At 68.7% G+C, this 12144-nt stretch carries 9 protein-coding genes; 8 read left to right on the top strand and 1 reads right to left on the bottom strand.

The genetic code is table 11. The annotated features are described in order from the left end of the window. Positions 1–30 precede the first annotated feature (30 nt). The 5 genes from LOK44_RS02855 to LOK44_RS02835 all read left to right on the top strand — a co-directional run bounded on the left by LOK44_RS02855 (position 31) and on the right by LOK44_RS02835 (position 4832). Complete coding sequence (locus LOK44_RS02855) at positions 31–711, top strand: GNAT family N-acetyltransferase (RefSeq protein WP_237568552.1); 681 nt, start codon at positions 31–33, stop codon at positions 709–711. A gap of 44 nt (positions 712–755) precedes the next feature. Continuing rightward, positions 756–1475 carry a 3'(2'),5'-bisphosphate nucleotidase CysQ gene (locus tag LOK44_RS02850; RefSeq protein WP_237568947.1) on the top strand — a complete coding sequence of 240 codons (720 nt, stop codon included), beginning with the start codon at positions 756–758 and terminating at the stop codon, positions 1473–1475. Between the two features lie 99 nt (positions 1476–1574). Beyond that, positions 1575–2813: a cysteine--1-D-myo-inosityl 2-amino-2-deoxy-alpha-D-glucopyranoside ligase gene (gene mshC / locus LOK44_RS02845; RefSeq protein WP_237568551.1), complete on the top strand. Its 1239-nt coding sequence runs from the start codon at positions 1575–1577 to the stop codon at positions 2811–2813. Positions 2814–2860: 47 nt separating this feature from the next. Continuing rightward, the gene (locus tag LOK44_RS02840; protein WP_237568550.1) at positions 2861–3748 is read left to right on the top strand and encodes an SDR family oxidoreductase; all 888 of its coding nucleotides are present in this window, start codon (positions 2861–2863) and stop codon (positions 3746–3748) included. A gap of 115 nt (positions 3749–3863) precedes the next feature. Beyond that, entirely contained in the window at positions 3864–4832 is a 969-nt protein-coding gene (locus LOK44_RS02835; RefSeq protein WP_237568549.1) for an acyl-ACP desaturase, read from the top strand. A 3-nt stretch (positions 4833–4835) separates the two neighbouring features. Here the strand turns inward: LOK44_RS02835 and LOK44_RS02830 are convergent, their stop codons facing one another. Next, on the bottom strand, positions 4836–5699 hold the full coding sequence (locus LOK44_RS02830) for a PAC2 family protein (protein ID WP_237568548.1): 864 nt from the start codon (positions 5697–5699) through the stop codon (positions 4836–4838). Between the two features lie 351 nt (positions 5700–6050). Here LOK44_RS02830 and metH point away from each other — a divergent pair, with 351 nt between their 5' ends. From metH to LOK44_RS02815, 3 genes are all read left to right on the top strand, one after another. Further along, positions 6051–9713, top strand: a complete 3663-nt coding sequence (gene metH / locus LOK44_RS02825; RefSeq protein ID WP_372481181.1) for a methionine synthase — start codon at positions 6051–6053, stop codon at positions 9711–9713. 68 nt (positions 9714–9781) lie between these two features. Next, positions 9782–10468 (top strand): HAD family hydrolase, encoded by a 687-nt coding sequence (locus LOK44_RS02820; RefSeq protein WP_237568546.1) that lies wholly within the window; start codon positions 9782–9784, stop codon positions 10466–10468. A gap of 186 nt (positions 10469–10654) precedes the next feature. After that, positions 10655–12127 carry a sugar porter family MFS transporter gene (locus LOK44_RS02815; RefSeq protein WP_237568545.1) on the top strand — a complete coding sequence of 491 codons (1473 nt, stop codon included), beginning with the start codon at positions 10655–10657 and terminating at the stop codon, positions 12125–12127. Positions 12128–12144 lie beyond the last annotated feature (17 nt).

Here is a 12144-nt window from a genome sequence, read left to right as displayed (position 1 = left end):
GACGCCTCTACGTGTTCTACGCTGGCGGTCATGACCGATCATGACCGGGCCGCCGCCCGCCGCGAGATCACCGATGCCCTGCAGAAGGCGCTCGACCTCAGGCACGAAGTGCTCGACGTGATCGTCGAGGCAGACGACAAGGCCTCAGCGGTCGAGGCCATCGCCAAGCTGCTCGGCACGTCGCAGCTGGGCGGCGAGGCGGTGATGGCGATGCAGTTCGACCGCCTCACCCGGGATTCGCGCAGGCGCATCGCCCAGGAATTGGACGACCTCAACAAGCAGCTCACGTTCACCTTCGCCGAGCGGCCCGCCAGCTCGGGGGAGGGCCTGACCCTGCGTCCGTTCTCCCCCGAACAGGACCGAGACGTGTTCGCGGCGCGCACCGAGGACGTCGGTGCCAGCGGTGACGGGTCGGGCGCCCCGGCAGGCAACCTCGACGACGAGATCCGCTCCGCGGTCAGCCGCGTGCACGCCGAGGAAGCGGTCTGGTTCGTCGCCGAGGAGGGCTCCCAGAAGGTCGGCATGGTCTTCGGTGAGCTGGTCGACGGCGAGTGCAACGTGCGCATCTGGGTTCACCCCGACCACCGGCACCGCGGTTTCGGCACCGCCGCCCTGCGTCGCTCGCGCTCGGAGATGGCGGCCTACTTCCCGGCCGTCGCCATGGTGGTGCGCGCCCCGGCCGCCACGCCGCAGTCGACACCGCCGGCGTGACGGACGCGGCGCTTGCCGCGCAGGTGGCGAAGGACGTCGGCGCGATGCTGGTGGACCTTCGCGAGGAAGTCGGGTTCTACGATCCCTACGAACTCGGCGACATCGGCGATCGGCGGGCCAACACGTTCATCCTGGACCGGTTGCGCGCGGCCCGGCCCGCCGACGCCATCCTGTCCGAGGAGGCGGCCGACGATCCGGCGCGGCTACGGTCCGACCGGGTGTGGATCGTCGACCCGGTCGACGGCACGCGTGAGTTCTCGATGCCCGGCCGGGTGGACTGGGCCGTGCACATCGCGCTGTGGCAGCGCAGCGGCGCACCGGACGGCGGCCGCGACGGCGGCATCACCGACGCCGTCGTCGGACTGCCCGCCAGCGGCGAGGTCTACCGCACGGACACGGTGACCGGCCCGCCGCCGCGCAGGCCCGGCCCGATCCGCGTCGCCACCAGCCGCAACCGGCCACCGACCGTGCTGTGGTGGCTGCGCGACGTCCTCGACATCGAGCTGATCGGCATCGGCTCGGCGGGGGCGAAGGCGATGGCCGTCGTGCGGGGCGACGTCGACGCCTACATCCACGCGGGCGGGCAGTGGGAATGGGATTCGGCCGCGCCGGCAGGCGTCGTGGCTGCCGCGGGCCTGCACGCCTCGCGCATCGACGGGTCCCCGCTGCTCTACAACCGTCCCGACCCGTACCTTCCGGACCTGCTGATGTGCAGGCCCGAGTTCGCCGAGATCCTGCTCGAGGGGATCCGCTCGATCTACTAGACGTGGACCCCTCCGGGAATGGAATCGGCGGCTCCGGTGTCCCTCTTCAAGCACACCCCCGTACGTGAGGAGCCCGAAATCGTCTCTAGAGTCGGAGCCATGCAATCGTGGTCGGCGCCCGTCATTCCGGAGCTGCCCGGACGGGGCCCGGAGCTGCGGCTGTACGACAGTGCCGACCGGCAGGTCCGTCCGGTGTCCACGGGCGAGACGGCGTCGATGTACGTCTGCGGCATCACCCCGTACGACGCCACCCACCTGGGCCATGCCGCCACCTACCTGACGTTCGACCTGGTCTACCGGCAGTGGCTGGACTCCGGTCGCCGGGTGCACTACGTGCAGAACGTCACCGACGTCGACGACCCGCTGTTCGAGCGAGCCGCGCGCGACGGCATCGACTGGCGCGACCTCGGCGCCAGGGAGACCCAGCTGTTCCGCGACGACATGTCCGCACTGCGGGTACTGCCCCCACAGGACTATGTGGCAGCCACCGACGCGATCGACGAGGTCATCGAACTCGTGGAGAAGCTGATCGCCTCGGGCGCCGCCTACGTCGTCGACGACCCGCAGTACCCGGACGTCTACTTCCACGCCGACGCCACGGTCCAGTTCGGCTACGAGTCGGGCTACGACCGCGACACCATGCTGCGCCTCTTCGGCGAGCGCGGCGGTGACCCCGACCGGGCGGGCAAGGCCGATCCGCTCGATGCCCTGCTGTGGCGTGCGGAGCGCCCTGACGAGCCGAGTTGGCCGTCACCGTTCGGGCCCGGGCGGCCGGGTTGGCACGTGGAGTGCGCGGCGATCGCGCTCACCCGCATCGGTACCGGCCTCGACGTTCAGGGCGGCGGCAGCGACCTGATCTTCCCGCACCACGAGTTCTCCGCCGCGCACGCCGAATCGGCAACGGGCGAACGGAGATTCGCCAGGCACTACGTTCACGCCGGCATGATCGGCTGGGACGGCCACAAGATGAGCAAGAGCCGCGGCAACCTGGTGCTCGCTTCCCGGCTGCGCGCCGACGGCGTGGAACCGTCGGCCATTCGGCTCGGATTGTTCGCCGGGCACTACCGCACCGACCGGTTCTGGACCGACGCCGTGCTCGACGACGCCCGGACCAGGCTGGGTCGGTGGCGGGAGGCGACGGCGTTGCCGGCGGGACCCGAAGCCAGCGATGTCATCGCCAGGGTGCGCCGGTACCTCGCGGACGACCTCGACACCCCCAAAGCGCTTGCCGCGTTGGACGCGTGGGCCACCGATGCGCTCACCTACGGCGGTCACGACACCGATGCCCCGCGGCTGGTGGCGACAGCCGTCGACGCGTTGCTCGGGGTTGCTCTGTAGGCGCATCGCCCGCCGGCGCGGTGCGCCGGTGTCGTACCCTTCGCGTCATGTCCAGAAGTCACTCCGTAAGCGGTCGCGTAGTCCTGATCACCGGTGGAGCAGCGGGTGTGGGCGCCGAGGTGGCGCACGGATTGCACGCCAGGGGCGCCACGGTGGTCCTGACCGACGTCGACGAGCGGCAGCTTGCGCGCACCGCCACCGCGCTCGGCAACGAGCGCGTGCTGACCGTCGTGGCCGACGTGCGCGACCTGGCGGCGATGCAGGCCGCGGCCGACGCGGCGATCGCAAAGTTCGGTGGCATCGACGTGGTGGTGGCCAACGCGGGCATCGCCAGCTACGGGTCGGTGCTGCAGGTCGACCCCGAGGCGTTCAAGCGGCTGATGGACATCAACGTGCTCGGCGTCTTCCACACGGTCCGGGCGACCCTGCCGTCGATCATCGACCGGCGCGGCTACGTGCTGATCGTCTCGTCGCTCGCCGCGTTCGCCGCGGCGCCCGGCCTGGCGCCGTACAACGCGTCCAAGGCGGCCGTCGAGCAATTCGCCAACGCCCTGCGGCTCGAGGTCGCCTACCGCGGCGTCGACGTCGGCTCGGCCCACATGTCGTGGATCGACACCGCGATGGTCCGCGACTCGAAGACCGACATGTCCACGTTCGCCGAGATGCTGTCGCGGCTGCCCGGCCCGCTGTCGGCGACCACGTCGGTCGAGCAGTGCGGCGAGGCGTTCGTCAAGGGCATCGAGAAGCGCAAGTCGCGGATCTTCTGTCCCGGGTGGGTGAGCGCACTGCGGTGGCTCAAGCCGGTGATGTCCACCCGGGTCGGCGAGATCCCGGTGCGCGCGATGGTGCCCGACATCCTGCCCAGGATGGACGCCGAGGTCGCCGCGCTCGGCCGCTGGACCAGCGAGCGCAATCACGGCTTCCGGGGGGAATGACCCGGCGTCGCTAGCCAGCCTCCCCGGGGTTCAGCGCACCGACCGGTAGCCTCGACACTCATCGCGATGCCAACCGGCCGCTGATCAGACTCGACGAGCGGACGGCAGGCCAACGATGGCGCGAACGGTGAGCGACCTGGAACTGCTCCGGGAACTCGAACCCGTCGCCGAAGCGGGCATGAACCTGCACCTCGCGGCGACCAAGGACTGGAACCCGCACGACTACGTGCCGTGGTCGGCCGCTGCCGGCGCGGGCGTCGGAACCGTGTGGACGCCCGAGGACTCCGGACTGACGGAGGTGGCCAGGATCGCGATGGTCACCAACCTCCTGACCGAGGACAACCTGCCGTCGTACCACCGTGCGATCGCCGAGCACTTCAGCCTCGACGACGCCTGGGGCGCGTGGGTGAACCGCTGGACCGTCGAGGAGAACCGGCACGGGATCGCCCTGCGCGACTACCTGCTGGTCACCCGTGCGGTCGACCCGGTCGCCCTGGAGCAGGCGCGCATGCAGCAGGTGACCGCCGGGTTCAGCCCCGGCCAGCAGGGCCAAGGCTCCGTGGCGCCCGAGTCGATGCTCGACGCGCTGGTCTACGTGACCTTCCAGGAGCTGGCGACCCGCGTGTCGCACCGCAACACCGGACGGGCGTGCGCCGAGCCCTATGCCGACGCCCTGCTGAAGCGGGTCTCCGCCGACGAGAACCTGCACATGATCTTCTACCGCGGGCTCGCTGCGTCGGCGCTGGAGTTGGCACCCGACCGCGCGATGCACTCGATCTACCGCATTCTGCTGAACTTCCAGATGCCAGGGTTCTCGATCCCCAACTTCCGCCGCAACGCCGTCAAGATGGCCGTCGGCGGGATCTACGACATGCGTCAGCACCTCGACGACGTCGTGCTGCCCGTGCTGCGGTACTGGCGGGTGTTCGACCGCGACGACCTCACCGGCGCGGGAGAAGGCAGCCGCGAGGAACTCGCCGAACTCATCGGGCGGATGGAGGCCGAGGCGGCCAAGTTCGAGGCCTCCAAGGCCCGCTACCTGGACCGCGACCGGTCCAAGGGTGTGCGCTCGGTGTCGGCCTAGCCTCTACCCTCTGAAGCCCGGCCCGCGGCGGCGCAGGTAGCGCTCGAACTCCGCGGCCAGCGCGTCGCCGTCGATCTTGCCGATCGCCTCGGTCATGTCGACCTCCGCGTCACCGCGCTCTTCGAGGGAGTGCACGTATTCGGCGATCTCCTCGTCGTCTGCGGTCATCTCGGTGACCGCCTGCTCCCACTCCTCGGCAGCGGCAGGCAGGTCGGCGAGCGGCACCTCGACGTCGAGCACGTCCTCCACCCGCCGCAGCAGCGCCACGGTCGCCTTCGGGTTGGGCGGCTGCGACACGTAGTGCGGGACGGCTGCCCAGAACGTCACGGCGGGAATGCCTGCCGCGACGCACGCGTCCTGGAACACGCCCGCGATGCCGGTGGGCCCCTCGTACCGGGTCTCCTCGAGCCCGAAGAACTTCGCCGACTCGGGGGAGTAGGCCGCCCCCGACACCGGCACCGGCCGCGTGTGGGGGGTATCGGCCAGCAGGGCCCCGAGGATGACGACGGTCTCGACGTTCAGCTTGTCGGCGATCGCGAGCAGCTCCGCACAGAACGTGCGCCACCGCATGTTCGGCTCCACGCCGTGCATCAGCACGATGTCACGATTGCTGCCCGGCGGTCTGCAGTGCGAGATGCGCAGCGACGGCCACACCAGCTCCCGGGTGACGCCGTCGATCTGGCGGATCACCGGGCGGTTGACCTGGTAGTCGTAGTACGCCTCGTCGTCGATCTCGACGATGGTGTCGGCCTCCCAGATGGCGTCGAGATGCTCCAGCGCATCGCTTGCCGCATCCCCGGCGTCGTTCCACCCCTCGAAGGCCGCGACCACGATGGGGTCATGCAGTTCGGGCAGGTCTGTCACCATCTCAGCCTAAGCCCTGCACCGGACGGGGGAGCGGCACCGTCGGGCGGGTCTGTCGCCCTGACGTTTCGGGGCGAGCGACTACCATGTGGACCGAAGTGCTGCGCCGCGGCGCACTAGTGGGCGTCCCAGACGTCGGTCGGACGACGACGTAGACTTGGTCGGTCGAGAGGCGTTGCAACGGTTGCCCCGGGGGGCCTGGTCCCACCTCGGTTACCGCCACGCTCGGCAGAGTTAAGGACGCCTTCCGTCATGGAAGGAACGTACGTGTCATCCCCAGAGCCGGAAGTCTTCGAGCCGAACATCCGCCCAGACTGCACCGAGGAACTCACGGTTGCCCTGCGCGAGCGGATCATGGTGATCGACGGCGCCATGGGCACGGCGATCCAGCGGGACCGGCCCGACGAGGCCGGCTACCGCGGCGATCGGTTCACCGAGTGGCCGACCGCGCTGCAGGGCAACAACGACCTGCTCACGCTCACCCAGCCCCAAATCATCGAGGGCATCCACCGCGAGTACCTCGATGCGGGCGCCGACATCCTCGAGACCAACACGTTCAACGCGAACGCGGTCTCGCTGTCCGACTACGACATGGCCGATCTGAGCTATGAGCTGAACTACGCCGGTGCAGCCCTGGCGCGTAAGGCCGCCGACGAGTTCAGCACCCCGGACAAGCCGCGCTACGTCGCAGGCGCTCTCGGACCCACCACGCGGACCGCGTCGATCTCGCCGGACGTCAACGACCCCGGCGCCCGCAACGTCTCCTTCGACCAGCTGGTGGCCGCGTACCTGGAAGCCGCGAACGGTCTGGTCGACGGCGGTTCCGACCTCCTCATCGTCGAGACGATCTTCGACTCGCTGAACGCCAAGGCGGCGGTGTTCGCGATCGAGACGCTGTTCGAGGAACGCGGCCGCCGCTGGCCGCTGATCATCTCGGGCACCATCACCGATGCGTCCGGCCGCACGCTGTCCGGTCAGGTCACCGAGGCGTTCTGGAACGGGATCAGGCACGCGCGGCCGCTCGCGGTCGGCCTCAACTGCGCCCTCGGAGCGCCCGAGATGAGGCCGTACATCGCCGAGGTGGCGCGCATCGCCGACACCTTCGTCTCCTGCTATCCGAATGCCGGTCTGCCGAATGCGTTCGGCGAGTACGACGAGGACCCGGAGCATCAGGCCGGGTACATCGCCGAGTTCGCCGAGGCCGGACTGGTCAACCTGGTCGGCGGGTGCTGCGGCACGACGCCGGAGCACATCGCCGAGATCGCCAAGGCCGTCGAGGGCAAGCGCCGTCGCGAGCTGCCGGAGATCCCGGTCGCCACCCGGCTCTCGGGCCTCGAGCCGCTGAACATCACCGACGACTCCCTGTTCGTGAACATCGGCGAGCGCACCAACATCACCGGCTCCGCCCGGTTCCGCAACCTCATCAAGGCCGAGGACTACGACACCGCACTCTCGGTCGCCCTGCAGCAGGTCGAGGTCGGTGCGCAGGTCATCGACATCAACATGGACGAGGGCATGATCGACGGCGTCGCGGCGATGGACCGCTTCACCAAGCTGATCGCGGCCGAACCCGACATCAGCCGCGTTCCGGTGATGATCGACTCCTCGAAGTGGGAGGTCATCGAGGCGGGCCTGAAGAACGTGCAGGGCAAGCCGATCGTCAACTCGATCTCCATGAAGGAGGGCGAGGAGAAGTTCGTCCGCGAGGCACGGCTGTGCCGCAAGTACGGCGCCGCCGTCGTCGTCATGGCGTTCGACGAGCAGGGCCAGGCCGACAACCTGGAGCGGCGCAAGGAGATCTGCGGGCGCGCCTACCGGATCCTGACCGAAGAGGTCGGCTTCCCGCCCGAGGACATCATCTTCGACCCGAACTGCTTCGCGCTGGCCACCGGCATCGAGGAGCACGCGACGTACGGGATCGACTTCATCGAGGCCTGCGCCTGGATCAAGGAGAACCTGCCCGGAGTGCACATCTCCGGCGGCATCTCGAACGTGTCGTTCTCGTTCCGGGGCAACAACCCGGTCCGCGAGGCGATTCACGCGGTGTTCCTGTTCCACGCCATCAAGGCCGGCCTGGACATGGGCATCGTCAACGCCGGGGCGCTGGTGCCGTATGACTCCATCGATCCCGAGCTGCGGGACCGCATCGAGGACGTCGTGCTCAACCGTCGCGAGGACGCGGCCGAGCGGCTGCTGGAGATCGCGGAGCGGTTCAACAGCTCCGAGAAGGCCGACGATCCGGTCGCAGCCGAGTGGCGCAGCCTCCCGGTCCGCGAGCGGATCACCCATGCCCTGGTCAAGGGCATCGACGCCAACGTCGACGACGACACCGAGGAACTGCGCGCGGAGATCGAGGCCGCCGGTGGTCGACCGATCGAGGTCATCGAGGGCCCGCTGATGGACGGCATGAACGTCGTCGGCGACCTGTTCGGCGCGGGCAAGATGTTCCTGCCCCAGGTCGTGAAGTCGGCGCGCGTGATGAAGAAGGCCGTGGCCTACCTGTTGCCGTTCATCGAGGCGGAGAAGGTGACGTCCGGTGCCGCCTCCAAGAAGGACACGAACGGCACGATCATCATGGCGACGGTCAAGGGCGACGTCCACGACATCGGCAAGAACATCGTCGGAGTCGTCCTGCAGTGCAACAACTACGAGGTGATCGACCTCGGCGTGATGGTGCCCGCGCAGAAGATCCTCGACGCGGCCAAGGAGCACGACGCCGACATCATCGGGCTGTCCGGACTGATCACCCCGTCGCTGGACGAGATGGTCAACTTCGCCGTCGAGATGGAGCGCCAAGGTCTCGAGATCCCGCTGCTGATCGGTGGTGCGACCACCTCGCGCGCCCACACGGCCGTGAAGGTCGCGCCGCGTCGCAAGGGTCCGGTGGTCTGGGTCAAGGACGCGTCCCGCTCGGTGCCGGTCGCTGCCGCCCTGCTCGACGACAAGCAGCGCCCGGCGCTGCTGGAGGCCACCGAGAAGGACTACGCCTCGCTGCGGGAACGCCACGCCCAGAAGAGCGAGCGGCCGATGCTGACCCTCGAGAAGGCGCGCGCCAACCGGACGCCGATCGAGTGGGACGGCTACACGCCGCCGGTGCCCGCCCAGGGCCTCGGCGTGCGCGAGTTCGGCGACTACGACTTCGCCGAGCTGCGCGAGTACATCGACTGGCAGCCGTTCTTCAACGCCTGGGAGATGAAGGGTCGGTTCCCCGACATCCTGAACAACCCGGTCTCCGGCGAGACGGCCCGCAAGCTGTACGACGACGCCCAAGAGATGCTCGACACCATGATCAAGGAGAAGTGGCTGACCGCCAACGGGGTGATCGGCTTCTTCCCCGCGAATGCGGTGGGCGACGACATCGAGGTCTACACCGACGAGAGCCGCACCGAGGTGCTGACCAGGCTGCACAACCTGCGCCAGCAGGGCGAGCACCGGGGTGGCATCCCCAACCGGTCGCTCGGCGACTTCGTCGCGCCCAAGGACACCGGTTTGGCCGACTACGTCGGCGCGTTCGCGGTCACCACGGGGCTGGGCATCGGAGACAAGATCGACGAATTCAAGGCAGCCAACGACGACTACAACGCGATCCTGCTCGAGTCGCTCGCCGACCGGCTGGCCGAAGCGTTCGCCGAGCGGATGCACCAGCGGGTCCGTAAGGAGTTCTGGGGCTTTCAGCCCGACGAGCAGCTCGACAACGAGGATCTGATCGGCGAGAAGTACGTCGGCATCCGGCCCGCCCCGGGCTACCCGGCCTGCCCCGAGCACACCGAGAAGGCGACGCTCTGGGAGCTGATGGACGTCAAGGACCGCACCGGCATCGAGCTGACCGAGTCGATGGCGATGTGGCCCGGTGCCGCCGTCAGCGGCTGGTACTTCAGCCACCCGCAGTCCCAGTACTTCGTGGTCGGCCGGATCAGTCAGGATCAGGTCGCCGACTACGCCAAGCGCAAGGGTTGGACGCTGAAGGAGGCCGAGCGCTGGCTCGCCCCCAACCTCGGCTACAACCCGGAGGACTGAGCGGGTCAACGTGTGACGCCCGCAACGGGATTGGGATGACACCGCCCTGCGATGACACAATGGGCGTCATGCGCGCGGTGCTGTGGGACATGGACGGCACCCTCGTCGACTCCGAGAAACTGTGGGACGTGGCGCTGCAGGAGCTGTACCGCCGCCGCGGTGGCGAGATGAGCGCCGAGGTCCGCGAGAGCACTGTCGGCGGGTCGGCCGAGAACGTGATGGCGATCGTCTACGCCGACCTCGGCGTGGTCGCGGACGCTGAGTCGACGGCGCGGGAGATCGATTGGCTGCACGAATACACCGGGGAACTGTTCGCGGCGGGCCTGCCGTGGCAGCCCGGCGCCCGCGAACTCCTCGACGCGCTGGCAGCCGAGGGCGTGCCGATGGCGTTGGTGACCAACACCCGTCGCGACCTCGCCGAGCAGGCGCTCGAAAGCATTGGGCGGCATTACTTCTCGGCGACGGTCTGCGGTGACGAAGTGCCGAGCGGCAAGCCCGCACCCGACATCTACCTGCGCGCTGCCGACATGCTCGGCCTCCAACCCGGGCACTGCCTTGCCGTCGAGGACTCGGTGACCGGAACGATGGCCGCCGAGTCGGCGGGCTGCGTGGTGGCGGTGGTGCCCAGCGACGTCGAGGTGCCCGAGAGTCCGCGGCGCAGGCACGTCGGTAGCCTCGCCGGACTGGGCGTGGCGGACCTGCGCGCCATCCACGCCGACCTCGACCCGAGAGCCGAACCGCTGCCCAGCGCCTGAGGGCCTTCCGGCTACTTCCTTCCTGCGGTCTCACTTGGCATCCCGCACCGGGGGGCAAAGCCGTTGAGGCGTGGAGTATCTGATCATCGCGCGGGGCGCGCGGACGATTCCCAGAACACCCAATACGACGGCGCGCGAGTGCTTGAATGGGTTCCACGTCTCTGCAGCGCAGCGAAAGGACTCCCCATGGCTGGTCAAGGTCCGCCCGTCGACGATTCGGCGTCGGCGATCACCGACGAGGACTTCTCCTCCGGCCGCACCGCAGTACGGATTGCCTCGGTCGCTGCGCTCGGTGGCCTGCTCTTCGGCTACGACAGCGCCGTCATCAACGGTGCGGTCGACTCGATCCAGGAGGACTTCGGGATCGGCAACGCCGAACTCGGCTTCGCGGTCGCATCCGCACTCCTCGGCGCCGCCGCCGGCGCGATGACGGCAGGCCGCATCGCAGACAAGATCGGCCGCATCGCGGTGATGAAGATCGCCGCGGTGCTGTTCCTCATCAGCGCGTTCGGAACCGGTTTCGCCCACGAGGTGTGGACGGTGGTGCTCTTCCGCATCGTCGGCGGCATCGGGGTGGGCGTGGCGTCGGTCATCGCTCCCGCGTACATCGCCGAGACCTCCCCGCCCGGCATCCGCGGCCGACTCGGATCGCTGCAGCAGCTCGCGATCGTCTCCGGCATCTTCGCGTCGTTCGCCGTCAACTACCTGCTGCAGTGGCTTGCCGGCGGCCCCAACGAACCGCTGTGGTTCGGGCTCGACGCCTGGCGGTGGATGTTCCTGGTGATGGCGGTGCCCGCGGTGCTGTACGGCGCGCTGGCCTTCACCATCCCCGAATCGCCGCGCTATCTCGTTGCGAGCCACCAGATCCCCGAGGCCCGCAGGGTGCTCAGCACGCTGCTCGGCAAGAAGAACCTCGAGATCACCATCACCCGCATCCGGGACACCCTGGAGCGCGAGGACAAGCCGTCGTGGCGGGACATGCGCAAGCCCACGGGCGGCATCTACGGCATCGTGTGGGTGGGCCTCGGGCTGTCGATCTTCCAGCAGTTCGTCGGCATCAACGTGATCTTCTACTACTCGAACGTGTTGTGGCAGGCCGTGGGTTTCAGCGCCGACGAGTCGGCGATCTACACCGTGATCACCTCGGTGATCAACGTGCTCACCACCCTCATCGCGATCGCACTGATCGACAAGATCGGTCGCAAGCCGTTGCTCCTCATCGGTTCGACCGGCATGGCGGTCACGTTGATCACGATGTCGGTGATCTTCGCGAACGCCACCGTCGGAGCCGACGGCAACCCGAGCCTGCCCGGAGCGTCGGGCGTGATCGCGTTGATCGCGGCGAACCTCTTCGTCGTCTCGTTCGGCATGTCGTGGGGGCCGGTGGTGTGGGTGCTGCTGGGCGAGATGTTCCCCAACCGCATCCGCGCCGCGGCGCTGGGCCTCGCCGCCGCGGGGCAGTGGGCAGCCAACTGGCTGATCACCGTCACCTTCCCGGGTCTGCGCGAGCACCTCGGCCTCGCCTACGGCTTCTACGGGCTGTGCGCGGTGCTGTCGGGTCTGTTCGTGTGGCGCTGGGTCATGGAGACCAAGGGAATGGACCTCGAGGACATGCACGGGCAGATCATCGCGAGCCCGAAGACCGCCACCAACCCCTGATCCGGATGCACCCGTCG

Origin of the sequence: Mycolicibacterium lacusdiani (assembly GCF_021916785.1) — a bacterium.
GTDB classification, from domain to species: domain Bacteria; phylum Actinomycetota; class Actinomycetes; order Mycobacteriales; family Mycobacteriaceae; genus Mycobacterium; species Mycobacterium lacusdiani.
Note: the sequence above shows the minus strand (reverse complement) of the source record. Positions and strands in the feature narration are given on the sequence as shown.

Bases quoted from the DNA above. Each gene is read 5' to 3' on its own strand.
- LOK44_RS02855 (WP_237568552.1), top strand. From the start codon at position 31: ATGACCGATCATGACCGGGCCGCCGCCCGCCGCGAGATCACCGATGCC.
- LOK44_RS02850 (WP_237568947.1), top strand. From the start codon at position 756: ATGCTGGTGGACCTTCGCGAGGAAGTCGGGTTCTACGATCCCTACGAA.
- mshC (WP_237568551.1), top strand. From the start codon at position 1,575: ATGCAATCGTGGTCGGCGCCCGTCATTCCGGAGCTGCCCGGACGGGGC.
- LOK44_RS02840 (WP_237568550.1), top strand. From the start codon at position 2,861: ATGTCCAGAAGTCACTCCGTAAGCGGTCGCGTAGTCCTGATCACCGGT.
- LOK44_RS02835 (WP_237568549.1), top strand. From the start codon at position 3,864: ATGGCGCGAACGGTGAGCGACCTGGAACTGCTCCGGGAACTCGAACCC.
- LOK44_RS02830 (WP_237568548.1), bottom strand. From the start codon at position 5,699: ATGGTGACAGACCTGCCCGAACTGCATGACCCCATCGTGGTCGCGGCC.
- metH (WP_372481181.1), top strand. From the start codon at position 6,051: ATGGTGATCGACGGCGCCATGGGCACGGCGATCCAGCGGGACCGGCCC.
- LOK44_RS02820 (WP_237568546.1), top strand. From the start codon at position 9,782: ATGCGCGCGGTGCTGTGGGACATGGACGGCACCCTCGTCGACTCCGAG.
- LOK44_RS02815 (WP_237568545.1), top strand. From the start codon at position 10,655: ATGGCTGGTCAAGGTCCGCCCGTCGACGATTCGGCGTCGGCGATCACC.